This window comes from Streptomyces sp. NPDC057002, from assembly GCF_042673825.1.
Taxonomy (GTDB): domain Bacteria; phylum Actinomycetota; class Actinomycetes; order Streptomycetales; family Streptomycetaceae; genus Streptomyces.
Genome location: NZ_JBHURZ010000009.1, coordinates 410253 through 435674 on the forward strand (window position 1 = coordinate 410253; position 25422 = coordinate 435674).

General features: G+C 70.8%; 21 protein-coding genes and 1 pseudogene. 8 read left to right on the top strand and 14 right to left on the bottom strand.

The window, feature by feature from the left end; all coding sequences use genetic code 11:
• Positions 1-65 precede the first annotated feature (65 nt).
• Positions 66-200, top strand: coding sequence for a hypothetical protein (locus ACFT32_RS37260; RefSeq protein ID WP_382498004.1), 135 nt, complete (start codon positions 66-68; stop codon positions 198-200).
• A 27-nt stretch (positions 201-227) separates the two neighbouring features.
• Here ACFT32_RS37260 and ACFT32_RS37265 read toward each other — a convergent pair whose 3' ends face one another.
• Positions 228-677: a GNAT family N-acetyltransferase gene (locus ACFT32_RS37265; RefSeq protein WP_382498006.1), complete on the bottom strand. Its 450-nt coding sequence runs from the start codon at positions 675-677 to the stop codon at positions 228-230.
• A 191-nt stretch (positions 678-868) separates the two neighbouring features.
• Here ACFT32_RS37265 and ACFT32_RS37270 point away from each other — a divergent pair, with 191 nt between their 5' ends.
• Complete coding sequence (locus ACFT32_RS37270) at positions 869-1888, top strand: lytic polysaccharide monooxygenase (protein WP_382498008.1); 1020 nt, start codon at positions 869-871, stop codon at positions 1886-1888.
• A gap of 120 nt (positions 1889-2008) precedes the next feature.
• On the opposite strand, the gene ACFT32_RS37275 is transcribed toward ACFT32_RS37270, so the two are convergent.
• Positions 2009-2866, bottom strand: a complete 858-nt coding sequence (locus tag ACFT32_RS37275; protein WP_382498010.1) for an esterase/lipase family protein — start codon at positions 2864-2866, stop codon at positions 2009-2011.
• Positions 2867-3040: 174 nt separating this feature from the next.
• Positions 3041-3487 carry a MarR family winged helix-turn-helix transcriptional regulator gene (locus ACFT32_RS37280; protein WP_382498012.1) on the bottom strand — a complete coding sequence of 149 codons (447 nt, stop codon included), beginning with the start codon at positions 3485-3487 and terminating at the stop codon, positions 3041-3043.
• Positions 3488-3584: 97 nt separating this feature from the next.
• Here ACFT32_RS37280 and ACFT32_RS37285 point away from each other — a divergent pair, with 97 nt between their 5' ends.
• Positions 3585-3959 carry a cupin domain-containing protein gene (locus tag ACFT32_RS37285; protein WP_184597607.1) on the top strand — a complete coding sequence of 125 codons (375 nt, stop codon included), beginning with the start codon at positions 3585-3587 and terminating at the stop codon, positions 3957-3959.
• Between the two features lie 16 nt (positions 3960-3975).
• On the opposite strand, the gene ACFT32_RS37290 is transcribed toward ACFT32_RS37285, so the two are convergent.
• Entirely contained in the window at positions 3976-4950 is a 975-nt protein-coding gene (locus ACFT32_RS37290; RefSeq protein WP_382498014.1) for a hypothetical protein, read from the bottom strand.
• On the bottom strand, positions 4947-8462 hold the full coding sequence (locus ACFT32_RS37295) for a DNA polymerase III subunit alpha (RefSeq protein WP_382498016.1): 3516 nt from the start codon (positions 8460-8462) through the stop codon (positions 4947-4949). Before ACFT32_RS37295 ends, ACFT32_RS37290 begins: the two co-directional genes overlap by 4 nt.
• A 154-nt stretch (positions 8463-8616) precedes the next feature.
• Between ACFT32_RS37295 and ACFT32_RS37300 the strand changes: the two genes are divergently transcribed.
• Positions 8617-9645, top strand: coding sequence for a DUF3533 domain-containing protein (locus ACFT32_RS37300; protein WP_382498018.1), 1029 nt, complete (start codon positions 8617-8619; stop codon positions 9643-9645).
• Between the two features lie 62 nt (positions 9646-9707).
• Here the strand turns inward: ACFT32_RS37300 and ACFT32_RS37305 are convergent, their stop codons facing one another.
• The 3 genes from ACFT32_RS37305 to ACFT32_RS37315 all read right to left on the bottom strand — a co-directional run bounded on the left by ACFT32_RS37305 (position 9708) and on the right by ACFT32_RS37315 (position 13658).
• On the bottom strand, positions 9708-10790 hold the full coding sequence (locus ACFT32_RS37305) for a S1 family peptidase (protein WP_382498020.1): 1083 nt from the start codon (positions 10788-10790) through the stop codon (positions 9708-9710).
• A 447-nt stretch (positions 10791-11237) separates the two neighbouring features.
• Entirely contained in the window at positions 11238-12143 is a 906-nt protein-coding gene (locus ACFT32_RS37310; RefSeq protein WP_382498022.1) for a S1 family peptidase, read from the bottom strand.
• A gap of 309 nt (positions 12144-12452) precedes the next feature.
• Positions 12453-13658 (bottom strand): DUF5685 family protein, encoded by a 1206-nt coding sequence (locus tag ACFT32_RS37315; RefSeq protein WP_382498024.1) that lies wholly within the window; start codon positions 13656-13658, stop codon positions 12453-12455.
• Positions 13659-13946: 288 nt separating this feature from the next.
• On the opposite strand from ACFT32_RS37315, the gene ACFT32_RS37320 reads away from it, so the two are divergent.
• Positions 13947-14384, top strand: a complete 438-nt coding sequence (locus ACFT32_RS37320; protein ID WP_184597617.1) for a cell division protein SepF — start codon at positions 13947-13949, stop codon at positions 14382-14384.
• 51 nt (positions 14385-14435) lie between these two features.
• Here ACFT32_RS37320 and ACFT32_RS37325 read toward each other — a convergent pair whose 3' ends face one another.
• Both ACFT32_RS37325 and ACFT32_RS37330 read right to left on the bottom strand, forming a co-directional pair.
• The gene (locus ACFT32_RS37325) at positions 14436-15626 is read right to left on the bottom strand and encodes an acyl-CoA dehydrogenase family protein (RefSeq protein ID WP_382498026.1); all 1191 of its coding nucleotides are present in this window, start codon (positions 15624-15626) and stop codon (positions 14436-14438) included.
• Between the two features lie 241 nt (positions 15627-15867).
• Positions 15868-17472 carry an MFS transporter gene (locus ACFT32_RS37330; protein WP_382498028.1) on the bottom strand — a complete coding sequence of 535 codons (1605 nt, stop codon included), beginning with the start codon at positions 17470-17472 and terminating at the stop codon, positions 15868-15870.
• A gap of 263 nt (positions 17473-17735) precedes the next feature.
• Between ACFT32_RS37330 and ACFT32_RS37335 the strand changes: the two genes are divergently transcribed.
• Both ACFT32_RS37335 and ACFT32_RS37340 read left to right on the top strand, forming a co-directional pair.
• Complete coding sequence (locus ACFT32_RS37335) at positions 17736-18959, top strand: glycosyltransferase family 39 protein (RefSeq protein WP_382498030.1); 1224 nt, start codon at positions 17736-17738, stop codon at positions 18957-18959.
• Between the two features lie 227 nt (positions 18960-19186).
• Positions 19187-20170 (top strand): phosphatase PAP2 family protein, encoded by a 984-nt coding sequence (locus ACFT32_RS37340; RefSeq protein WP_382498032.1) that lies wholly within the window; start codon positions 19187-19189, stop codon positions 20168-20170.
• A 52-nt stretch (positions 20171-20222) separates the two neighbouring features.
• Here the strand turns inward: ACFT32_RS37340 and ACFT32_RS37345 are convergent, their stop codons facing one another.
• On the bottom strand, positions 20223-20438 hold the full coding sequence (locus tag ACFT32_RS37345) for an I78 family peptidase inhibitor (RefSeq protein ID WP_382498034.1): 216 nt from the start codon (positions 20436-20438) through the stop codon (positions 20223-20225).
• Between the two features lie 394 nt (positions 20439-20832).
• Here ACFT32_RS37345 and ctaD point away from each other — a divergent pair.
• Positions 20833-22359: pseudogene (gene ctaD / locus ACFT32_RS37350) on the top strand (cytochrome c oxidase subunit I); the annotation flags it as partial.
• A gap of 43 nt (positions 22360-22402) precedes the next feature.
• Here the strand turns inward: ctaD and ACFT32_RS37355 are convergent.
• The 3 genes from ACFT32_RS37355 to ACFT32_RS37365 all read right to left on the bottom strand — a co-directional run bounded on the left by ACFT32_RS37355 (position 22403) and on the right by ACFT32_RS37365 (position 25340).
• On the bottom strand, positions 22403-23443 hold the full coding sequence (locus tag ACFT32_RS37355; protein WP_382498036.1) for a helix-turn-helix transcriptional regulator: 1041 nt from the start codon (positions 23441-23443) through the stop codon (positions 22403-22405).
• Between the two features lie 72 nt (positions 23444-23515).
• Positions 23516-24802 (bottom strand): ABC transporter substrate-binding protein, encoded by a 1287-nt coding sequence (locus ACFT32_RS37360; protein ID WP_382498038.1) that lies wholly within the window; start codon positions 24800-24802, stop codon positions 23516-23518.
• A complete protein-coding gene (locus tag ACFT32_RS37365) occupies positions 24777-25340 on the bottom strand; it encodes a hypothetical protein (protein WP_382498040.1) in 564 nt (187 codons plus the stop codon). Before ACFT32_RS37365 ends, ACFT32_RS37360 begins: the two co-directional genes overlap by 26 nt.
• Positions 25341-25422 lie beyond the last annotated feature (82 nt).

The window sequence follows — 25422 nt, forward strand, 5'->3', positions numbered from 1 at the left end:
AACTCTCCCCCGAAAGGTCTACCTCCGTGAGAACGCGGAACCCGGTAGCCCCTAAGGAGGCAGCCATGCGCCGTGTGACCGTGCAGAAGCCCCTGAAGAAGTCGGAAGTCCGCAGGGTCCGCGAGGAGGCCGACGAGTGCCCCGGCGGGCGCCCGGAGGTCCGCAAGGACGTCGCGCGCACATGGTGGCCGGACAGCTGACCGGCCGGTGCCGATCATGAGACGCGTTCAGAGCAGCCGCTTGCGGTAGTGGACACGGTCGTAGGGCCCGTCCACACGCCGCTCCATCAGCTCGTAGCCGTACCTCGGGTAGATCTTCTGGTTCTCCCACATCATCGCGTTCGTGCAGAGCCTGATCTCCGGCAGACCCAGCGCACGCGCGCGTGCCTCGACGAAGCGAAGCAGCCGTCGCCCCACTCCCCTGCCGTGCGCGGTGGGGTGGACGGCGATGATGTCGAGGAACAGATGGTCCTCGAAGGCCTCGACCACGACGAGGCCGATCACGGGCTCGCCCGTCACGAACACCTTCCCTGCGGCCACATTCGCCGCGTGGTCCTCCTCCATGGGCTGCGGCACCCGGCCGATGCGCTCGATGTACGGGCGGAAGGCCGCGTCGATCACGCCCTCGACGACCGGTACGTCGGCGGCTCCGGCCGGCCGGATCTCCTCGTCTGCCATGCCGCGACGGTACCTACCTGATGCCAGTCTGAGCACTCCCTTAACGCGGCCATAAGGATCTCCTCCACCCGTCCCCAGCAGGCGATTTCACGGTTCTCTGGGGCTAGCTTCGGATCACCCCACGGGATCCGGCCCACTCGGGCCCGGACCTGTCCCCATGCACCGCATGAACCGTTTCGAGGAGTTCCCGCATGCCCGCACGCCGCACGGTAGCCACCATCGCCGCCCTCGGCAGCCTTCCGCTCGCCCTGACCGCGCTGACCGCCACGCCGGCGGCCGCGCACGGTTCCATGGGCGACCCGGTCAGCCGGGTCTCGCAGTGCTACGCCGAGGGTCCCGAGAGCCCGAAGTCGGCCGCGTGCAAGGCGGCCGTCGCCGCGGGCGGCACCCAGGCCCTCTACGACTGGAACGGCATCCGCATCGGCGACGCGGGCGGACGGCACCAGCAGCTCATCCCGGACGGCAAGCTGTGCAGCGCGAACAACGCGCAGTTCAAGGGGCTCGACCTGGCCCGCGCCGACTGGCCCGCCACCGGCGTGCGCAGCGGCTCCCACACCTTCAAGTACCGCGTGACGGCGCCCCACAAGGGCACCTTCAAGGTGTACCTCACCAAGTCCGGCTACGACCCGGCCAAGCCGCTGGCCTGGAGCGACCTGGATCTGAAGAACCCGGTGGCGACGTCCACCGACCCGGCCGCCAAGGGCGGTTTCTACACCTTCTCCGGCACCCTGCCCCAGCGTTCGGGCAGACATCTGCTGTACGCGGTCTGGCAGCGGTCGGACAGCCCGGAGGCGTTCTACTCCTGCTCGGACGTCTCCTTCGGAGGCGGCGGCGACACCGCGACGGGCGGCACGGCCCCGGCCCCGACCGCCTCCGCTCCCACCAAGGAGCAGATCGAGGACGGCACCGACAAGTCGACCGTCGAGAACCACGGGCACGGCGACCACGACGCCAAGACGTCGGCGGAGCCGGCAGCGGTCCCGGACAACGCCACAGACACCGCCACGGGAGAGACCCCGAACGAGGCCCCGACCACGGCCCCGAACCGCCCGAAGGCGGCCGGTGCCACCGAGAACCTCGCCGAGACCGGCGGCGACTCCAGCACGACGTATCTCGCGATCGGCGGCGCCGCCGCGCTGGCGCTCGGCTCGTCGGCCCTGTTCCTCACCACCCGGCGCCGGGCGGTGAGCGGCGGCCGCCACGGCCGCTGACCAGCGTCCGCCCCTGACTCGGGGCCTGTCCGGCGGCTCAGGCCGGACAGGCCCCGAAACGTTTCCCCTACACGTGTCAGCAGACACGGGCCAGCGGTACTCGCGTCAGCGTGACACGTGTCAGTCGAACGCCGACGCACAGGTCGTGGGCCGAGCCCGCCCCGGATCCAGCGCGTTGGCCACCTCATGGAAGGCGATCCGGTCGAACAGCCCGATGGCCACATGCTCGGAGAGGTCGACGGGGCACAGGTCCTGGAGCAGGACGTTGCGCACGTCCGGCCCGCTCAGATACTGGCTGCGCCACGGCGTGACCACCTCGTCGTACTTGGTGGCGATGACGGTGTAGCGCACGCCGGGCACGGTGTCGCCGCCCGCGTTCAGCCGCTCGAGGAAGTCGGAGCCGGCGACCTGGTCGGCGAGGGCGGGGGTGTTCTTCGCCAACAGGTCCGCGGCACCCGGGAAATAGGGCAGCAGGTTGGTGAAGCCGCTCAGGGTGGTGCCGTGGTTGGAGGGCGCGATGCCGACCAGTGCGTTCACCTTGGCCGCTCCGCCGAGGAAGCGCAGGTAGTAACGGGGCATCATGCCGCCCTGCGAGTGTCCGACGACGTCGGTCTCGGCGGCGCCGGTCGCGGCGAGTACCTTGTCGACGAACTCCTTCAGCTGTCCGGCGGACTTCTCGACGGGCCCGAGGCCGTGGAAGAAGGGGACGCCCTCGAGCTGGCCGTAGTCGAGGGAGAAGACGCAGTAGCCGCGGACCTTCAGATAGGGGGCGAGGCCCAGCCAGTTGTCGACGGAGTTCCCGAGGGTGCCGTGGACCAGGACGACGGGGCGGGGATGGGCGGCGGACGGCTTGCAGGAGTAGTCGTTCCAGCCGGCGCCGGTGGCGGCGGCCTGGGCGGTGGTGGCGGGGACGGTGACGGCCGCGGCGGTCAGCAGCAGCGCGGCCAGGGGTCTGAGCACTCGTTTCCAGGGCAGCATCGAGTGATCTCCTTGCGGGTCAAGGGAAGTGCGACGGCACGACGCCTGTGATCCGGATCACGAGGATGCTGTTCACTCGTCAAGTTACGAGCGAGTAGCCAACCTGGGAAGTTACGCGTCAGTAAAAACTTCCGGCGGTAACCGGCACCGACCGCCCCACCCCTGCCACCGCCCTCACCAGGAAGGCCGCACCGGACCCTGCGGCGCGATCCGCAGCAACTGCTCCCGCAGCACCCGCACTTCCCCCTCCCCCAGCACCGCGCCCCACTCCCGCACCACCTCCGCGGCGGCCTCCTCGGCCGCCCGTGTGCAGGCCCACCCCCGCGCGGTGAGGACGACCAGCCGCGCCCGCGCGTCCCCGGGGTGCGCCCGCCGCTCGGCGTACCCCTTGCGCACCATCTCGTCGACGAGCTGACTGGCGGCCTGCTTGGTCACGCCGAGATGGACGGCGAGGTCGGTGGCCGTCGCGCCGTCCGGAGCGAGCCGGGCGAAGGCGAAGCCGTGCGCGGGCCGCAACCCCTCGAAGCCGCGCGCGACCACGCCCTCGTGGATGCGCTGCGTGAGCCCGCCGGCGGCGGCGAGCAGGGCGGCGGACAGGGCCATGGCCTCGGAGTTCTGCACGCATGCATTGAAACACCCTTGACGTGACGGTCAAGCGGCTTGACCATATAGTCAAGCTACTTGACCAACTGACCCGACTGATCGACCGGAGGCAGCCATGCCCGTCATCCGCTCCTCGGAAGCCGTCACACACGAGATCCACGGCGCCCGTTTCGTCTCGTACGCCACACCGCTGAGCGGGAGCAAGGAGTTGTGCGCCTGGCGCGGTGAGATTCCCGCCGGCCTCAAGGCTCCCGCGCACACGGTCAGCCGGGAGGAGATCTTCCATCTGCTCGACGGCGAGCTGCTGATCACCCTCGACGGCCGCACCGACCGGATCACGGCCGGCGACACGGTGATCATCAACCCCGGCGCCACCCTGACCGTCGAGAACCCGACCGACCGGACCGCGTACTCCTGGGTCACCACCTCCATCGGCCTGGAGGCACGCCTGGCCGACGGCACCCGCATCGCGCCGCCGTGGGCCAACTGACGTCACGCGGAGGGACCTACGCCGCCAGCCCCCCGGGCATCACCGCCCGCGGCCCGAACTTCGCTCGCGCGCGGTCCGCGACCTCCTCGATACGGCGGACCCGCTCGTCCACGGGATCGAAGGTCAGCTGGTAGGAGGCCTGGTCGGCGGGATCGAGCCCCTCGGCGCGCAGGACGAGCGCGCGCACCCGGGCGCGCTGCAGCCCGAGCGCCTCGTACATGCCGTACGCGGTCCTGGTCAGCGCCGGTGAGTGCGCGGTCGGTTCGGTCAGTGTGCGGCTGCGGGTGGTGGCCGACCGGTCGGCGTAGCGCACGGTGAGGGTGAGCGTGCGGCAGACCTTGTCCAGGGCCCGCAGCCGGGCGCCGATCTCCTCGGCGGCCGACAGCAGCGCCCGGCGGTGCCGGTCCGGGTCCAGTTCGTCGCGCTCGAAGGGGCGTTCCGTCGCGAGCGAGCGGGAGACGGCGTTCGGGACGACCCGGCCGCGGTCGACGCCGTTCGCCTTCTCGTGCAGCTCACGGCCGGCCTTCGCGCCGACCAGCCGCTGGAGCGTGGACAGCGGCGCGGCGGCGACCAGGCCGAGGGTGTCGAGGCCGTAGTCGCCCAGCGTACGGGCGGTCCTGGTGCCGACACCGGGCAGCGCGGCGACGGGCTTGACCGCGAGGAACTCCGCGATGGCGTCCCGCCCCTCGGGCACCACGGACGTCATCCCGGGCACGGCGTCGCCCAGCGCGACACGGGCCAGCATCGGCCCGGGCCCGGCGCCGATCACACAGTCGACACCGTGCAGTGCGAGCGACCGCACCCGGATCACCGAGGCCAGTTCGACGGCGTCCCGTCCGAAGTACCGCTCGGCGCCCCGCAGGTCGGCCAGTGCCCCGTCCGGTGGCAGGGCCTGGACGACGGGCGTGAACTCCTCGAGCATCCCGAGCAGTCTGGGCAGATCCGCCTCGCGCGTCGGAGGCAGCTGGAAACGTACGCAGAGGATGGTCATCCCGCACTCCCCGGACTCTGGTGCCACAACTTCCGTCCCACCGCGGGCCCTTCGCCCGCGGGGCGCAGATCGGCCCAGGGGTGCATCTCGTACCCCGTGGGCATGCGGATCTTCCGCTGCTCCGTCGGATCCTGGGCCGCGGAGCCCGCCGGTGCCGGTGCCCCCTCCGACCCGGCGAGCCGCCGGCGCGCCGCTCCCTCACCGTCGTCCTCACCGTCGCCACCGGAATCGCCCCCGGCGTCACCGCCGCCGGCCAGCCGGGCCGCGACCCCCTCCAGCCCTTCCTCCCGGCGCACCTCCAGCAGTTCCGCGAGGTTCCAGGCGGCGGCGCCCACCACGCTGAGGCTGCGCGGGCCGCGCCGCTGCACCACCCCGCGCACCAGCAGCAGCCAGGAGTGGAAGACGGTGTGGGCGCAGGCGTCGTGGGAGTCGTCGAAGAAGGCGAGGTCGACCAGGCCCGTGCCGTCGTCCAGGGTGGAGAAGATGACCCGCTTGCCGGACCGGATCGGCGGGGTCTGGGTGGCCGCCTTGGCGCCCGCGACCAGCACCGTCTCCCCGTGCCGGGCCTCGCGCAGCCGCCGCGCCGAGACCACGCCCAGCTCGTCGAGGAACTGCCGGTGGTCGTCCATCAGATGGCGCGAGGCGTCCATGGACAGCACGCCCAGTTCGGCGCTGAGCCGCTCCGCCGAGGAGAGGTCGGGCAGCCCGGCCGGGGCGGTCTTCCGCCCTCCGGCCATCGGGAGCTGGCCACCGCCCGCACCCCGCGCGCCCCGGTGCAGCTCGGTCAGATGCAGTTGCAGATCACGGCGGTTGGCGCCGAACGCGTCCAGCGCCCCCACCTGCGCGAGCCGCTGGGCCAGCGGGCGGCTGGGCCGGCCGCGCTCCCAGAAGTCGACCAGCGAGGCGTACGGCTGCCCCTCGGCGATCCGTGCCGCCTCGGCCTCGCTGATGCCGTGCACATCGGAGAGAGCCAGCCGCAGCCCCCAACTACCGGACACCAGTTCGATACGATGTGCGATCCCCGACGCGTTCACATCCAGCGGCAGCACCGGCACCCCCCGCCGCCGCGCGTCCGCCAGCAGCAGCCGCTTCGGATACATCCCGGGGTCATGAGTGAGCAGCCCGGCGTAAAAAGCAGCGGGGTGATGCGCTTTCAGCCACGCCGACTGGTACGTCGGCACCGCGAAGGCGACCGCGTGCGCCTTGCAGAAGCCGTACGACCCGAAGGCCTCGACGATCTCCCAGGTCCGCTGAATCGTTTCCGCGTCATAGCCCCGGGCCGCCGCGTGCTGCGCGAACCACACCTTGATCCGCCCCTGCGACTCCGGATCCGACAAGCCCCGCCGCACCCGGTCCGCTTCACCACGCCCGCACCTGGTCATGATGTCGACGATGTCGATGATCTGCTCGTGGAAGACGACGACCCCGTACGTCTCCTTCAGCGGCCCTTCCAGGTCCGGATGCGGATAACGGATCGGCGCCCGCCCGTGCCGCGCCTCGATGAACGGCCGCACCATGTCGGCGGCGACCGGCCCGGGCCGGAACAGCGAGATGTCGACGACGAGATCGTGGAACGTGGCCGGCTGGAGCCGCCCGACCAGGTCCCGCTGGCCCGGCGACTCGATCTGGAAGCACCCGAGCGTCTCGGCGGACCGCACCAGGCGGTACGTCTCCGGATCCCCCGGCGGCAGGGCGTCCAGATCGACCCGGACACCCGACACCCGCTCCACTTCCGCCACCGCGTGCGCCATCGCCGACTGCATCCGCACACCCAGCACGTCCAGCTTCAGCAGCCCGAGGTCCTCGACATCGTCCTTGTCGAACTGCGACATCGGAAAACCCTCGCCGCTGGTCGGCATGACCGGCGTACGCGCGAGCAGCGAGGCGTCCGACAGCAGCACCCCGCACGGATGCATGGCCACCCCGCGCGGCAGGGCGTCCAGCCCCTCGACCAGCTCCCACAGCCTCCCGTACTTCTCCTTCTCCCCGGCCAGCGCACGCAGCTCGGGCAGTTCCTCCAGTGCCGCACGGGCATCCCGCGCCCGGATATGCGGGAAGGACTTGGCGACCCGGTCGATCTCGGCCGGGTCCATGGACAGGGCGGCCCCCGCGTCCCGGATCGCGTGCCGTACGCGATACGTCTCCGGCATCGCGACCGTCGCGACCCGCTCGGTGCCGAACCGGCCGATGATCGCGCGGTAGACCTCCAGCCGGCGCGCGGACTCCACGTCGATGTCGATGTCGGGCAGCACGACCCGCTCCTTCGACAGGAACCGCTCCATCAGCAGCCGGTGCTCGATCGGATCGGCGTGCGCGATCCCGAGCAGATGGTTGACGAGCGACCCCGCCCCGGACCCCCGGGCGGCGACCCGGATGCCCATCCCCCGGACATCGTCGACCACTTGGGCGACGGTCAGAAAATAAGAGGCGAAGCCGTGATGGGCGATGATGTCCAGCTCATGGTGCATCCGCTCCCAGTACTCCCGCCGCCGGTCGTACCCGCGCAGCACCATCCCCGCCACCGCCCGCGAGGCCAGCGTCCGCTGGGCGGTACGGCGCCCGGCGCCGACCAGCTGCGGCTCGGGGAAGTGGACCGTACCGATCCCGAGGTCGTCCTCGGGGTCGACCAGGCACTCGGCGGCCGTGGCCTCGGTCTGTTCCACCAGCCGATGAGCGGTGTCCCGCCGGAACCCCGCGGCCTCCACGATCCGCTCCGCCGCCCCGAACATGGCCCCCGCCCCCTTGAGCCAGGCCTCGCCGGAGTCCAGCTCCTTGGTCGGGTCGATGGGCACCAGACGCCGGGCGGCGTCCAGGACGTCGGCGACCGGGCCCAGCCCCGGGTCGGCGTACCGCACGGCGTTGCTGAGCACGGGCCGGATCCGCTGCTCCGCGGCGAACCCGACGGTGCGGGCGGCCAGCCGCAGGGACCCTGGACCCGTACCTTTTCGGCCATGCCAGACGGCCTCCAGCCGCAGATCGTCGCCGTAGACCTCACGCCAGGGCACGAGCAGCCGCGCCGCACGATCGGGACGCCCCGCGGCCAGGGCGCGCCCGACGTCCGACTCGGGCCCGAGCAGCACGGTCAGCCCCTCGGCGTGCCGGTGCTCCCAGGGCAGCAGCGGCGTAGGACCCTCCCCCGCGTGCGCCGCCGAGACGAGCCGGCACAGCTCGGCCCACCCCCGGGCACCGTCCCGGGCAAGAAAGATCACGCGGGGAGCCGACTCGTCGACGAAGGCACCGCCCCGCACCGGAGTCCGACGCCGCCCCCTCCGGTCACCGCTCTCCGGAGCCTGGGCGCCCGCCACCGCCAGATCCGCCCCGAACACCGGACGGACCCCCGCCTTCGCACTGGCCTTCGCGAACCGGACGGCACCGGCGAGCGTGTCGCGATCGGTGAGAGCCAGGGCGTCCATACCCCGCTCGGAGGCACGCTCGGCCAGCCGCTCCGGATGCGAGGCTCCATATCGCAACGAGAATCCGGAGACGGTGTGCAGATGCGTGAACCCCGGCACACGCACCTCCCGCACTCGTGAGCCACACCAGCTCTCGAACATCTGTTCCCAGCTACCTCACCCCCACCATAGACCAATTTTCGAATGTGTGTGCGACATCCGTTCGGCCCCGCCCCACCTGCGGAAACACCCGGCCACCCCCGACCGTGGAGGCATGCCGCACAGCTCGTTCCTCAGTGAGGTGAAAGACGCCGTCACCCCGCGGGCCACGCTGCTCATCCTCGGCGTGATCGCCCTCCAGCTGCTCTTCATCGCCTCCTACGTGGGGGCACTGCACGACCCGAAACTCAAGGACGTGCCCTTCGCGGTGGTCGCCCCCCAGGCCGCCTCCGCACAAGCGGTGACCCGACTGGAACAGCTGCCCGGCTCCCCGCTGGACCCTCGCGCACTGCCCGACGCGGCCGCGGCCCGCAACCAGATCATGAACCGGGACATCGACGGCGCCCTGATCATCGACCCGGCGGGCACCGACACCCTCCTCGTGGCCACCGGCGGCGGCAGGGTCCTCGCCAGCACCCTGACGACCCTCGTCACCACGCTGGAGAAATCGGAGAACCGCAGACTCCGCACGGTCGACGTCATCCCGTCCGCCGCCCACGACCCCAACGGGCTCTCGTCCTTCTATCTGGTGGTCGGCTGGTGCGTGGGCGGCTATCTGGGCGCCGCGGCCCTGGCCATCAGCGCGGGAGCGAAACCCTCCAACCCCGAACGCGCCGCGATCCGCCTGGCGGTCATGGCCCTGGTCGCGATCACCGGCGGCCTGGGCGGAGCCCTAATCGCCGGCCCGGTCCTGGACGCCCTCCCCGGCAGCACAGCGGCCCTCTGGGGCCTGGGCGCCCTGATCATCTTCGCCGTGGGCGCGGCCACCCTCGCCCTCCAGGGCATCTTCGGCACGATCGGGATCGGCCTGGTGATCCTGCTGGTGGTGATCCTCGGCAACCCGAGCGCCGGCGGCGCCCTCCCCCCACCCCTGCTGCCGCCCTTCTGGAAGGCGATCGGCCCGGCACTCCCCCCGGGGGCGGGCACCTGGGCCACCCGCTCGATCGCCTACTTCGAGAACAACGCCATGGCCACATCACTCCTGGTACTGGCCGCCTGGGCGGTGGTGGGAGCGGCCCTCACACTGGCGGCCGCCGCGCTGCGAAAGCGAGCAGCCACCCCGCTCCCGGCGCACGAGCCGTAGGACACACACGAAAAGCCCCGCCCCTCACACAAGGGGCGGGACTTCGCGAAGCTGTGCGTGTGTCAGCCGATCTCGGTACCGGTCGCCGACAGCGCCTCGGTCACCGGCTGGAAGAACGTCTCCCCACCGGAGGTGCAGTCACCGCTGCCACCGGAGGTGAGCCCGATCGCCTTGTCGCCGGAGAACAGCGAGCCGCCGCTGTCGCCGGGCTCGGCGCAGACGTCGGTCTGGACCAGACCGTTGACGATGTCACCGTTGCCGTAGTTCACGGTGGCGTCCAGCCCGGTGACCTTGCCATCGTGCACCTGGGTGGTCGACCCGCTCCGGGTGACCTCCATGCCGACGGTCGCCTCGGCGGCACCCGAGATCTTCTGGGTCGAGCCGTTGTAGAGGTTCACCTCGCTCGGGTGAGCCACCTCGGCGGTGTACTTGACCAGCCCGTAGTCGTTGTCCGGGAAGCTGGAGTCCGCGTTGGTGCCGATCTCCTTGCCGCTGGAGTCCGACCAGGTGGAGATGCCCTCGGTGCAGTGCCCGGCGGTCAGGAAGAACGGCTCGCCGCCCTTGACCACGTTGAAGCCGAGCGAGCAGCGGCCGCTGCCACCGGTGATCGCGTCGCCACCGGCGATGAAGGGCTTGTACTCCCCCTTCGACCTCTTCAGTTCGGCCTTCGCCCCGAGCCCGTCGACGACCTTCGTCAGCGTCGCCCACTCGGCCTTGGAGACCGTACGGTCGGCGGTCACGACGACCTTGTTCGTCGTCGGGTCGGTCACCCAGGCGGTGCCGGGGATCGTCGCGTCCGCCTTCAGCGTGCCGCGGGCGCTCTTCAGCTCGGCGAGGGAGTTCGCCACGACTCTCGCCTTGGCGCCGGCCTTCTCGACGGCCTTGGCCGCGGCCTCGTCGAGCACGTTCACCACGAGGTTCTTGCTCTTCGTGTCGTAGTACGTACCGGCCGAGTCGGCGCCCAGGTCCTTGGCCAGCGTCGAGGCGAGCTTTCCGGCCGCGGAGACCGACAGGGTCTCGGGCGCGGAGGCCTTCGCGGGCTCACTGGCGTTCGCAGACTGGAAGGTCACTCCAGCGGCGACCAGTGCGGCGACACCCGCACCTGCCAGGGCTGCACGTCGCTTGGGTATGCGTCGGTGCTTCAACTCATGTCCTCCTGTGGGGGGTCGACCCGGGAGGTTGTGGGGACCTCGCGGGCCGGAAGGCCTTGTTGACGAGCGCCCACTATTCCGAGGACAACGGGGAGCACACAAGGTCGAGTTCAGGACGCGCGTAGATTGCCGACCCCACGCCCCCACATTTTGACCGCGCACGGTCAAATCGGACCCAACTCGCACGCGCTTCACACGCGTTCACACTGCAAACATTACGCGTGAGTAATGTGTGCGCACTCTGCGAGGTCTGGCCATGGCTGAAAATCGCCCAACCAAGTGACCCCAATCGGCATCCGAGGGGCGGACATTGGCCCACCTTTCCCTGCACTCTCCCTAAGGCATGACAAGCAGCCACAAACCGCCCCACCCCACAAAGGAATGCCCCCGCACGCAATGCGTGCGGGGGCACAAACGCTGCCTACTGCTGCTCGGTAGGGCTTAGTACACGCTGACCCCGTAGGCGCTCAGGGCCTCCGTGACGGGCTGGAAGAACGTCGTACCGCCGGAGGAGCAGTTGCCGCTACCGCCGGACGTCAGACCGTACGCGGTGCCGTTGCTGCCGTAGAGCGAGCCGCCGGAGTCACCGGGCTCGGCGCAGACGGTGGTCTGGATCAGGCCGGAGACGATGTCGCCGCCGCCGTAGTTGACGGTGGCGTTGAGGGCGGTGACCCGGCCGCTGTGCGTACCGGTCGTGGAGCCGTCGCGGATGACGGTGGTGCCCACGCTCGGGGTGGCCGCGCGCGTGATGTCCACGCCGTTCGCGGTGCCGGGCCGGCTGACGGACCCGCTGTAGCGCACGAGGCCGTAGTCGTTGCCCGGGAAGCTGGAGCCGGCGGTAGAGCCGATGACCGTGGTGCGGCCGGAGTTGGAGTACCACGTGCCCGCGCCGTCGGTGCAGTGACCGGCGGTCAGGAAGAACTGCTGACCGCTGCTGTTCTGGACGTTGAAGCCGAGGGAGCAGCGCCAGCTACTCGCATAGATGGCGTCGCCGCCCTGGATGAGCTTGTTGAACTTGCCGGGGGTGCGCTTGATCGTGAGCGCGTCGGCGTTGGCGCCGGCCTGCTGCTTGATCTTCGCGATCTCGGCCTGGGTGACCGTGCTGTCGACGGTGACGAGCACACGGTCGGTCTTGCTGTCGACGGCCCAGGCGGTGCCCGGGATGTCGGCCTTCAGTATCGAGCCGCTCGCGCTCTTGAGCTCGGCGGCGCTGAAGGTGGTGGGGGTGTCGGACGCGTTCGCGCTGGGGATCGCGATCGCTGCTGCGGCGACGAGGCCGGTGGAAACGGCGATCAGCCGGGTCCGTCTCGAGATGCCGCTGCGGGGGGTGGTGCGCTTGATCCTCACTTTTCGTTCCTCCACAGGGGAAGTAGGGGGCCCTCGTGGGGTCTCGGGCCCGTGAGGCGCAGCCTGGGACCGCGCGTCCGGTTCCCGAACACGCCGTGCCCCTGACAAGCGCTGTGGGGGAGTATTCGGCCGAACGGCCGGTAGGCGCAAGGGTGCCTTTCGGCCGTCAACCTTTGAACGATCTTTGCGACACGCGCTCCCACCGCACCTCACGTGCCCGTACGCCGCGCCTCACGCCAGCACGCGCTCCCCCGCGCACAGCGGCAACAGTGCCCGCCCCGCCCTTCCACGGGCGTCCCCACCGGTGCCTCAGCAGTTGCAGCCGCAGTCGCAGCCGTCACAGCCGCAGTTGTCACAGCAGTTGCCGCAACAGTCGCAGCAGCTGCAGCAGTCCCCGCATCCGCTGCAGTCGCAGTTGCCGCACTGCCCTTCCTTGCGCTCGCCCGTCCACGGGTCCTGATACGTGCCGCAGCACATCTGACACGTACAGGCGAGCCCGAGCCACACCGCGCACCCGGCGAGCGGCCCGCGCCGGTTGCCGCGCGGCGGCTCCGGCGGCAGCGGGGCGCCGGGGCCGCCCGGGGCACCGGTACCGGGCGGCGCATGAGGACCGGCCGCCTCGGGGCCGGCGGTGTGAGCGCAGGCGGTCGTGCCGAAGGCGCGGTCGACAGAGGTGCGCAGCTCGTGCACGAGGAGCCGGTGCACCAGCCGCCCGTCGGTGAACTCCGCCTCCCGCAGCGCCAGCCGGACGCCGTGCACCGCGTCGTCGGCGAGCCGCCGGGCCTCCACGAGGGAGGTGCCGGTCGCGGTGATCGGGTTCCAGGCGCCTGACGCGGCGTCAGCGTGCCGATCTTCCACGGCGTCCAGGAGGTGGGCGAGCCGCCCGAAGAGGCGCCCCGCCTCGGCGAGCGGCCCGGCGTTGTACGGCCGGCCGGCGAGGACCGCCGTGTGCGCGAAGGCGGCGGCGGTCGCGGTCTCGGTCGGTTCGGTCACCGTCAGAAGCGGTGTCCCGGGCCCGGCGAGCGCCTCGATGCCGCCCTGCCGGTCCACGGCATCGACCAGGACGGCCGTGTCGAACCCGACGGCGGAGCCGGTCCGGGCCCCGGCCCGGTCCCAGCCCGCCGCGACCCGGCGCGCGGCACGCGCCACCGGCGCCCGCGCCAGCAGCCCGTCGCCGTCGGCGACATGGTCGCGCACCTTGGCGGAGGCGAGCACCAGCGACACGGCCGCCGCGAGCCGCGCTCCCTCACCGTGCGCGACGGACGCGGTGCGCATTCCCCGCAGCGGACACGGACCAGCCGTACGCCGCCCCACACCACCCGACGCGCCGGTGACAGGACGTGTCTGAGCCTCCGTCAATACAGAGACGAGAAGCCCGTCATAGTTCGTCACGATGCGCGCGAGCTGCCCGTGATCCCCGCGCAATGCGAGACACAGCCCACACAAATGCGCCATCCACTGAGCGGTGAGAGTCTCACCGAGCCGATGCCGACAGGGCCTGACCATTCCGAACACGACGTCCCCCGCGCTCCGTACGATGTTTGGGCGCCGCATAGTATCGGCCAACCCGTTCACCCGTACGCACTGCCCATCACCCATACGCCGTGAAGAATCATATTTCACTCACAGTCAGCAGTCGTTTACGACAAGGCCCTTGGGAAACACGGACTCTCGACGGAATCGCTGTGCACCAGTACCGTCACAAACCCCCCGTGCGGCGTCTATCCACTTGGCGCGCCATCCGCATCATGGACGACCATAGGGATGCGGAAAGCAGAAAGACCGCTGTGAGAGGAGGCGTCCATGGGATCGGTACGCAAGGCAAGTGCCTGGCTTGGCCTCGTCGACGACAACGAAGACGAGCGTTACTACGACGACGACTACTCCGACGGGACCGAGTCCGGGGAGGCCTGGGTCACCGATCCGCGTGTCAAGGTGGCCTCGGACGTCGCCGAGGAGAGAGGCCGTCGCATCGGCACGGTGACCCCGGACAGCTTCCGGGACGCCCGCGCGATCGGCGAGCTGTTCCGCGAGGGCGTGCCGGTCATCATGAACCTCACGGCCATGGACGCCGCCGACGCCAAGCGCGTGGTCGACTTCGCTGCCGGGCTGATCTTCGGCCTGCGGGGTTCGATCGAGCGGGTGTCGACCCGCGTCTTCCTGCTGACCCCGGCCAACACGGAGATCGTGAACGGCGACCCGGCCGGGCACCGCACGGACGGCTTCTTCAACCAGAGCTGAGGCAGGGCCGCTCACCGGCCCTGCCCCCGCGCAGGGTTCACCGGACGGCGTCTACCGGAAGGCGTCGAGTCCGGTGAGCGCCTTGCCCAGCACGAGCTGGTGCATCTCGACGGTGCCCTCGTAGGTGAGCACCGACTCGAGGTTGGTCGCGTGCCGCATCACGGGGTATTCGAGCGAGATCCCGTTGGCGCCGAGAATGGTGCGGGCCGTGCGGCAGATCTCGATCGCTTCTCGTACGTTGTTGAGCTTGCCGAAGCTGACCTGTTCGGGACGCAGGCGGCCGGCGTCCATACGCCGCCCCAGATGATGGGCGAGCAGAATCCCCTTGTGCAGTTCGACCGCCATGTCGGCGAGTTTGGCCTGGGTGAGCTGGAAGCCGCCGATGGGCCGCCCGAACTGCTCCCGCGACTTCGCGTAGTCGACCGCGGCCTCGAAGGAACTGCGGGCCGCGCCCATGGCGCCCCAGACGATTCCGTACCGGGCGTGTGACAGACAGCTGAGCGGTCCGCGCAGGCCGGTGCCCTCCGGAAGTACGGCGTCGGCGGGCAGTCGTACGTCGTCGAGGACGAGTTCGCTGGTCACCGAGGCGCGCAGGGACCACTTGTGCTTGATCTCCGGCGCGGAGAATCCACTGCTGCCGGCCGGCACGACGAACCCCCGGATCCCGTCCTCGGTCTGCGCCCACACGACGGCGACACCGGCGACCGAGCCGTTGGTGATCCACATCTTGCGCCCGTTGAGCACCCAGTCCGAACCGTCGCGCTTGGCGTACGTCCGCATGGAGGCGGGGTCGGACCCGTGATCGGGCTCGGTGAGCCCGAAGCACCCGATGACCTCGCCGGAGGCCATACGGGGCAGCCATTCCCGCTTCTGCGCCTCACTCCCGAACCGGTGGATGGCGTACATGGCGAGAGAGCCCTGCACGGAGACGAGGGACCGGATGCCGGAGTCGGCGGCCTCCAGTTCCAGACAGGCGAGCCCGTACTGCACGGCGGAGGCGCCGGCGCACCCGTACCCGCTCAGCGACATTCCGAGCGCGCCGAGCCCCCCGAGCTCCCGGGCCAGCTCCCGGATCTCCGGCAGCTCCCCCTTCTCGTACCAGTCGGCCACATACGGCAGCACCCGGTCCGCGGCCCAGGCCCGGACGGTGTCCCTGATCCCGAGGTCCTCCGCATCCAGCAGGTCGTCGAGACCGAGGGGGTCGGTGGGGTCGAAGGGGGGCAACTTGGACGACATGGACATGACGACACCCTCCGAGGCTTCTATAACTAGCACCGCTAACCAAGACGCTACGACCTCCGCCCACCCGCGCACCACCCGTAGCTGCCAAATAAGGAGGGAAGGTCGCCTTCCACCTCCCCGTTCCTCCAAGGCCCTCAGGCCCGGGCCCTCCCGCTACCCGCAAGCCGCCGACGGCGCCCCGCCACCACAGGCGGGCCGGACCCCTCGGTCGGCAGTTACGGGCGGTGCATGGGTGGGCGATCTATACGGAGACGCGCGACTCCGCGGCGTCCCTCGGTGCGGGTACCTCCACCGGTCCCGTCTCCTCGCACTGCATGGTCCGCGGCAACCGCAACGCCATCGCCGCCCCGAGCAGCAACAACCCCGCACTCACCAGCAACGTCACATGCAGCCCGTGCACGAACGCGTCCCGGGCGGCATGCCGCAGAGCGGCTCCGGCCGACCCGCCCAGCTGCGCGGCAACCTCGTAGGCCTCCCCCAGCGAATGCCCCGCCGAGGAGGACGCCGACTCCGGCACCCCCGAGACACCCGACAAGCCGGGCGCGTACGCCGCGTTCATCACGGTGCCGAGCAGCGCGATCCCGATCCCCGCCCCGAGCTGGTACGACGTCTCCCCGATCGCCGCAGCCCCACCGGCCTGCTCCTGCGGCGCCTCGCTCAGCATCGACTCGTACGCCCCGAACAGCGTCGTCTCCAGCCCGAAGCCCAGCAGCACGAACGCAGCCAGCATCAGCCCCCAGTCGTCCGTCCGGCCCAGCGCCGTCAGCAGCAGCACCGCGAACGCCGTGAGGCAGAACCCGACACTCACCATCCGCCGCGGACCGAACCGCCGCAGCATCCGCGCACCGGCCAGCCCGGCCGCCATCGCGGCGAACGTCAGCGGCAGCAGCCGCAGCCCCGTCTCCAGCGGCGACAGCCCGAGCACCAGCTGGAGGTACTGCGCCGCGATCAGCTCGAGACCGACCAGCGCGAGCATCGCCAGCACGATGCAGCCGACGGACGTACTGAACGCCGGCCGGGCGAACATCGTGAGGTCGACCAGCGGAGACACCCGCCGACGCTGCCGCCGTACGAAGGCCACCAGCAGCCCCGCGCCCAGGACCAGCGGCAGCACGGTGAACATGCTCCACACCGGCTCCCCGCCCCCGAGCCGCTTGACGCCCAGCACCACGCCGAACAGCCCGGCGGCCGCCATCAGGGCGCCGACGACGTCCCAGGGGCCGGTGCCGTCGCCCTTCGACTCGGGCAGCAGCAGCCGCCCCACCGGAAGACTGACCAGCATCAACGGAATGTTGACGAGGAAGACCGAACCCCACCAGAAGTGCTCCAGCAGGAAGCCGCCGAGCAGTGGCCCGACCGCCGCGCCCACCGCGGCCACGGCGCTCCAGATGCCGATCGCGAGCGCCCGCTCGCGCCGGTCCGGGAAGACCTGCCGCAGGATCGACAGGGTCGCGGGCATGATCATCGCGCCGCCCACACCGAGCAGCGCCCGCGCCACGATCAGTACCTGGGCGTTGTCCGCCAGGGCCGCGAGGCCCGAGGCGACGCCGAACAGCGCGTACCCGAGGAGCAGAACCCTCCGGCGGCCGACGCGGTCGCCCAGCGTGCCGAACAGGATCAGCAGCGAGGCGCAGACCAGCGGGTAGATGTCGACGATCCAGAGCAGCTCGATCCCGCCGGGCTTCAGGTCCTCGGTGACGGCGGGGACCGCCACGTGCAGCACGGTGGCGTCGACGGCGACCAGCAGCAGGCTGACGCAGAGGACGACGAGAACCACCCAGCGGTTGGCACCGGCCCCGGCCGCCCGACGGCGCAGCGCAGCGGCAGCCGTGGTCGTCCCGGACATGTACGTACCTCCCAGATGTTCCCTCGCGATCGGCGGGCTCACGGGGTGGGGGACGCCCCCGCGACTCGGCCGGAGAGGAGCGGTGGTCTCCGGCCCGCGCAAACGAAAAGCGAGTGACACGTCAGCGTACGCGAGTCCCCGCCGGAGCCTAGTGGCGGACCTCTCACAGTCCCGGCGGAACGATGTGGCGTACGCCACTCCCCTCAGCGTCGACCACGCCCCGGCCGGCCGTGCGGTTCCGCCGCGGGTCGATAATCGGGCGCGTGACCGATCTCGAGACGCGCGCGGCTCCGTCCCGCGCCGGGGCGCTGCGCCGGGCGGCCCCGGCCCTGCTGGGGTACGCGGCCGTGCGCGCCCTGGGCCTTGTCGCCCTGGCCCTGTGGAGCGCCGCGCGGGACAAGAACGCGTACACGCTGCTGACCGCCCGCTGGGACTCACTCTGGTACACCCGGGTCGCCGAGCTCGGCTACGGCTACGAGGTGCGCCTGGCGAACGGGGACGTGCACTCCAATCTCGCGTTCTTCCCGCTGCTGCCCTGGCTGGAGCGGCTGGTGACGGCGGTGTCCCCGCTGTCGTACACGGACGGGGGTTTCCTCGTCAGTCTGTTCGCCTCTCTCGCCGCGGCCTGGGGGATCTTCGCGGTGGCCGACCATGTGTACGGCCGCCGGGCCGGGGTGTGCGCGGTGCTGCTGTGGGCCGTGCTCCCGGTCGGGATCGTGCAGTCGATGGCGTACAGCGAGTCCCTGTTCACGGCGCTCGCCGCGTGGGCGCTGTACGCGGTTCTGACCGGCCGCTGGCCGTTGGCGGGCGCGCTGGCACTGCTGGCGGGGCTGACCCGTCCGGTGGGTCTGGCGGTGGTGGCGGCGGTGTGGGTGACCGCCGTGGCCTCTTTCGTGCGGGACCGACGCGCGAGCGAGCCGGACGGCGCGCGGACCACGCCGAGCGCCCCCGCCTCCGCCCTCACCTCGATGTCCGTCTCCGCCTCGGCCGACGCCTCCCGTGTCCTCGGCATGCTGCTGGCCCCCCTCGGCACCGCCGGCTACGTGCTGTGGGTCGGCCACCACACCGGTAAGGGGCCGCTCGGCTATCTCGACGTGCAGGCCGGGTGGCGCAACGGCTTCGACGGCGGTTACGCCTTCGCCCGGTTCGTCGCGGAGAAGTTCACGTCGTTCCCCTCGGCCCTGGCCGGCGTCGGGCTGATCGTCGGGGTCGCGTCAGTCATCTGGCTGTATGTGGTCGGGGTACGTCAGCGCCAGCCGCTCCCGCTGCTGGTCTACACCGGGGTCGTCGTCGCGCTCGCGCTGTGCGCATCGAGCTACTTCGGCTCGAAACCGCGCCTGCTGGTGCCCGCCTTCCCCCTGCTGCTACCCCTTGCGCCGGCCCTCGCCCGGCTGCGTACGCGCAGGTCAGCACTGGTGCTGGGGTCGGTGGCGGTAGCCTCCGCGGTGTACGGGGCGTTCTGGCTGAACGGCTCCGGTCCGCCCTGACCCGCTGTGAGCACCGGGGGAATTCCGCGCCATGCTCCGGTGAACGAATTCAAAAGCGCAATAAAACCCCCATCCGGAATGATCAAAGGAATTGAAGGCCGCAGCGGTCGACGATTGTAGATTCGGTGGAAATAAACCTCCTCCTGAGAGGAATCCCACATCACATCGTCATCACAAAGCCGTTGATTCGCCCGGCATCAGAGCTCACTCGCTGTAACGTCGATTGGGTGCGTACCGAACCGAAGCTCACCCGTCTGGACCGGGTGTTCGCCCGGCTGGATCGTGAGCCGGAACGACCCGCCCACATCGATGTGCCGAAGATGAGCAGGCACCGCATCGTGCTCGTCGCCGCCACCGCGGCGTTCTACGGCGCGATCGTGTGGGCCGTGGTGATCACGTCCTGGCTGGTCCGGCTCGACTGGCAGGTCATGTTCTTCCGGCCGTACCAGCAGTGGTCGGAGATCCACTGGTTCGTCGACTACTACGTGGTGCTCGGCCAGCGCGGCCCGACCGCGGTGATGGTCGCGGCCTGGCTGGGCTGGCGCTCGTGGCGGCAGCACACCCTGCGTCCGCTGCTCGCCCTCGGCGTCTCACTGATGCTGCTGAACATCACGGTCGGCGCCGCCAAGTACGGCATGGGCCGCCTGGGACCGCACTACGCGACCGTGATCGGCTCCAACGAGATGTGGCGCGGCGGCGATATATTTCCGAGCGGTCACACCGCCAACGCCGTGGTGACCTGGGGAATCCTGGCCTACCTGGCTTCTACCGCGAGAGCGCAGCGCTGGCTGTCCGCCGTGTCCGCCGTGACCTCGCTCGGCGTCGGGCTGGCCACCGTCTACCTGGGTACGCACTGGCTGAGCGATGTACTCCTCGGCTGGGTCGCGGGACTGCTGATCATGCTCGCCCTGCCGTGGTTCGAGCCGCTGATCGCCCGTGCCGAGGCCAGGATCTTCGAGCTTCGCGACCGCTGGCGGTCCCGCCGGAGCAGTACGCTTCCCGTCCCGGTCAGCGCGCCGCCCGTGGCGGTCACTCCGCTGCCCGCCGACCGGGACGACGTCGCGGCCCGTTCGCCCCGGGCCCCCGCCTATCTGGCCCCGGGGCCGCACACGGCCCGCTCGGAGCGCACCCCGGTCACCCCGGCCGGCAGCCGCCGTCCGCCGCATCCGGAGCGGCTCCCGCGCGGCTCGGCATCCTCGGCCCACCCCTGACGGGCACACGAAGGCCCCGGTTCCGGAGCGGAACCGGGGCCTTCGCCGTGTCTCAGCCCTTCCAGGCGCGCGCCACCCGGCCGCCCTTCACCTCGAAGTTCAGCCGTCCCACGCGGTACTCCATCGTGATGATCGCCCCTGGCGGCAACGAGCGCACCGTCGGCCAGCCGCGCTCACGCGCGAGGTGTTCGGCCCGGTCGGCCGGCAGGCCGACATAGGTGTCCGGGCTGTCGTCGGGTTCCGCGGAAGGTGTCGGAATCGGTGCCATGCCGCCACGCTACCCCCGGTGGCTGTCCGGCCCCGGTCACACTTCTGTCACAAGATCACGACAGGCGTTTCCGGCGCTGTCCGTCACACGGACGAGCGGTTCCCTAGGCCTTCCGCAGGCATTCGATCGTAATTCCCGCGTGTCACATGAGCTCCTGGAAAAGCCCGGCGGAAAGTTCCGGGAGAAGTACCCCCGGAGCTCCATTCCATTCCGGCGCCGCCCCCGGTCCGGCCGAGCCGGCGCCGCACAGGAAATGCGTGGATCGGGCACGGAGAGGCCGATACGCCCCTGTCGGAGCACGCGGCGACCCGAGCATCATGGCGTGAGCTCGCGGGCACGTGCGGCGCGGGCTTCGGCGGGCCCGGTGCGCGATGAGCGAAGGGGCGAGCGAGCGATGGGGACGCAGACCGTACAGGCGAAGGCGTGGCCTGCACCGAGGACGCGGCACGGGCGGGCGGTGGTCGACTGGCTGACGACGACGGACCACAAGAAGATCGGCCATCTGTACCTGATCACGTCGTTCGGCTTCTTCCTGGTCGCCGGTGTGATGGCGATGCTGATGCGCGCCGAACTGGCCCGCCCGGGACTGCAGATCCTCGACAACACGCAGTTCAACCAGGCGTTCACGCTGCACGGCACGATCATGCTGCTGCTGTTCGCGACGCCGACCTTCGCGGGCTTCGCCAATGAGCTGATGCCGCTCCAGATCGGCGCGCCCGACGTCGCCTTCCCGCGGCTGAACATGCTCTCGTACTGGCTGTTCCTGTTCGGCGGGCTGATCGTGCTCGGCTCGCTGCTGGTGCCTTCCGGTCCGGCGGACTTCGGCTGGACCGCCTACGCCCCGCTCAACAGCATGGAGCGCACGCCGGGTATCGGGGCCGATCTGTGGATCATGGGGCTGGCGCTGTCCGGGTTCGGCACGATCCTCGGCGCGGTCAATTTCGTCACCACCATCATCGGGATGCGCGCCCCCGGGATGACCATGTTCCGGATGCCGATCTTCGTCTGGAACACGCTGTTCACGTCGATCATGATCCTGATGGCGTTCCCGGTGCTGGCGGCGGCGCTGCTGGTGCTGGAGGCGGACCGGCGGTTCGGCTCGCAGGTCTTCGACGCGGCCAACGGCGGGGCGATCCTGTGGCAGCACCTGTTCTGGTTCTTCGGGCATCCCGAGGTGTACATCATCGCGCTGCCGTTCTTCGGGATCATCACGGAGATCATCCCGGTCTTCAGCCGCAAGCCGATGTTCGGCTATCTGACACTGGTCGGCGCGACGATGGCGATCACCGGTCTGTCGATGATCGTGTGGGCACACCACATGTTCGCCACGGGCGCGGTGCTGCTGCCCTTCTTCTCCCTCATGAGCTTCCTGATCGCCGTGCCGACGGGAGTGAAGTTCTTCAACTGGTCCGGCACCATGCTCAAGGGCTCGCTGTCCTTCGAGACCCCGATGCTCTGGGCGGCGGGCTTCCTGGTGACGTTCCTGTTCGGCGGGCTGACCGGGGTGATCCTGGCGTCGCCGCCGATGGACTTCCATGTGACGGACTCGTACTTCGTGGTCGCGCACTTCCACTACGTCGTCTTCGGGACCGTCGTCTTCGCGATCTTCGGCGGCTTCTTCTTCTGGTGGCCGAAGTTCACCGGGAAGATGCTCGACGAACGGCTCGGCAAGATCCAGTTCTGGGTACTCTTCGTCGGTTTCCACACCACGTTCCTGGTGCAGCACTGGCTGGGCGCCGAGGGCATGCCCCGCCGGTACGCGGACTACCTCGCCGCGGACGGGTTCACCGCGCTCAACACCGTCTCGACGATCGGCGCGTTCCTGCTCGGCATGTCGACGCTGCCGTTCCTCTACAACGTGTGGAAGACCGCCAAGTACGGGCGGAAGGTCGAGGTCGACGACCCCTGGGGCTACGGCCGCTCCCTGGAGTGGGCGACGTCCTGCCCGCCGCCCCGGCACAACTTCACGACGTTGCCCCGGATCCGGTCCGAGTCGCCGGCGTTCGATCTGCACCATCCGGAGTACGCGGCGGTGACTGCGCAGCCCGAGCCAAAGCGGCATCAAGCCGGTCGCGAGTCCTCCTGACCGCCTCGATCAGCTCAACCGGCTCCAGCACCTCGAACTCGAAGCCCAGCATCACCACGTGGATGACCATGACGTCGAGGCTGCCGGCGCCGCAGCGCAGCAGGCAGCTGTCGGGGCCCTCGGCCTCCAGCACCCCGGCGGAGGGCGAGATGTGGGCGGCGGCCTCCTCCAGGGGCGCCAGGAGCCGCACCACGGCGTGGGCGGCGTACACGCGCGTGGAGACGCCCTGGGAGACGTAGGCGGCCAGGTCCTCGGCGGGCGGCTCGCGCGGCACGAAGCGCGGGCCGTGGGGCGGCCTGGGCGTGACGCGGTCCACGCGGAAGGTGCGCCAGTCCTCCCGCTCCAGGTCCCAGGCGACCAGGTACCAGCGGCGTTCGGTGCACACCAGGCGGTGCGGTTCGACGCTGCGGCGGCTGAGGGTGCCGTCATGGCCCCGGTACTCGAAGCGCAGCCGCTCGGCGTCCCGGCAGAGGTGGGCGAGCTCGGTCAGCACGACGGGGTCGACGGCGTCGGGCACGGGGCCGCGCAGCATCGGCACGGTGAAGGCGTTGAGGGCGCCCACCCGGCGGCGCAGCCGGTTCGGCAGCACCTGTTCCAGCTTGGCGAGGGCCCGTACCGAGGTCTCGCCGATGCCCTCGATGCCCTGCCCGGCGGCCGTGCGCAGCCCGACCGCCACCGCCACGGCCTCGTCGTCGTCCAGCAGCAGCGGTGGGAGTTCGGCGCCGGCGCCCAGCTGGTAGCCGCCGCCCGTCCCGGGGCTGGCGTTGACCGGGTAGCCGAGCCCGCGCAGCCGGTCGACGTCGCGGCGCAGGGTGCGGGCGCTGACGCCGAGCCGCTCGGACAGGTCGGCGCCGGACCACTCGCGGTGGGCCTGGAGCAGTGACAGCAGTCGCAGCAGGCGTGCCGAGGTCTCCAACATGGGGCGAGTCTGCCAGCCCTTGCGGACAGCGGCTGACCTCAAGGCCCCGCTGTCCGCAAGGCCCCGCTGTCCTCATGGCTCGTACGCCAGTTGGGGTACGTCGAAGCAGTTGCGGTTCATGTCGCCCTGGCCGACCCAGCCCTCGCCGTCCTGCCAGCGGGCCACCGACAGACAGGTCTCGCGGGTCTTCGGGGGCTCGGCGAGCCGCTGGAACGCGACGGGCAGGAGCAGTCCGCCCGCCGTGTAGCCCTGGCTGCGGTTCATGTAGCCGTCGACGCACGCGCGCGTGATGCCCGACTTCGCGCAGGACTTCGCCGCGTCCGTGAACCAGCGTGCGGCGGCCCACCCCTCCAGCTGCCACTGGGAGTGCGTCTCCAGGTCTTTCGTCGCCTCGCGGAACTCCCGTACGGCCGGGTGGCCGGTGTCGTCGAAGTCGCGGCTCGCGCCGGTCGCCCAGAGGGCGTTGCGGCAGCGCGGGGCGTCCTCGTAGTCGTCCGGGACGGTGGACGTCCAGTTCTGCACGTTGGTCACCTTGGCGGTGACACGGGCACCGGCCTCGTCCATGGCCTGGCAGAGCCGGGCGTTGCCGTGCGAGTCGATGGCGTCGAAGACCAGGTCGGCGCCCTGTTCCTTCAGGTCGGCCGCGACGGCGCGGAAGTTGGGCAGGGCGAAGTCGACCTGCTCGGTGACGACCTTGTAGCCCTCGGCGCGCAGGCCCCGCTCGACGAGCCGGGCGTAGGCGGCGGACGCGGACTGGTTGTAGGAGACGACGGCCGCGGTACGGGCGCCGTGCTCACGTTTGAAGTAGCGGTAGACCTCGGTGCCGCCGTACAGCTTGCCGTCCCAGCCGGTGGTGCCGTCGCGGGGCGCGAGGCTGCCGTAGATGCCGTAGAGGTGCGGGTAGGTGTCGTAGGCGCCGCCGATGGGCTGGCCGCCGATGTCGGGCACGCGCGCGCGTGAGACCCGGGAGGCGCCCGCGTAGTCCAGGGCGGTGGTGGCGACCAGGGCGACGACCTCGTCCTCCTCGACCAGCTTGTGCACGCACTCGTTGTTGCCGACGCCGCTGCCGCCGTCGTCGCACAGGCGCACCTCGACACGGCGGCCGTCGATGCCCCCGCGCGCGTTGAGCCGGTCGAACCAGGCCTCGGCGCCGTCGCGCGGGCCCGTGAAGGCGCTGCCGCCGACCGGGCTGGTGGCGCTGGTGATGATGCCGACCCGCAGGGGCACGGAGTCACGGGGCGCCGGGGTGCGGTCGTCGCGCTCGAAGTCGCTCTCCGGGAGCCGGCTGCCGCAGGCCGCGCTCAGGGCGAGCAGCAGCACCGCGGCGAGGATCTCAGCAGCCCGGGACCGGCGACCCATTGCCGCTCATCTGCACCAGCGAGCACAGCGTCTTGACGGACACCTTCCAGGTGCCCTCCTGCTCGACGGCTGTCCCGGAGGCGTCCGGCAGAGCGGTGGCGCCCTTCAGGGTGAGCGTGTACGTCACGTTCGCCTCGGTCGCCGAGGTGAACTCGATCTTGGTGACCTTCGCCTGGACCTGTCCGCCGCGCTCGTCACCGCTGAAGGCCTGGAGCACCGGGCCCATCCGGTCGCCGTTCTCCAGAACGGCCTGTTTGTCCTCGGTCGAGGTCTCCGGGTCGAAGAACGTCTCCCAGTTCTGCTTGATCTCCTGCTCGGCCGCGGCCCGGTCCGCCGGTGCGCTGGCCGGCGCGCTCGCGGTCCGCTCCGCGGTCGGTGTGGGCGGCGTGCTCTCGCTGCCGCCGCCGCTGTCGTCACTGCATGCCGCGAGGGCCGGGGCGAGGGCCAGGACCAGGGCGGCCGCGATCGCCGTGCCCCGTCCCGCGGCTCGCGGGCCCTCTGTCGCTCTACCCCGCCTGAGGTCGCTGCCGAGAACCATCTGGCTCACCACCGGGTGTCGGTCCGGGCCATGTGCGCCCGGTGCTTTCAGGGTCAGCTTCCACGGGGCATAGTGCAAGCGA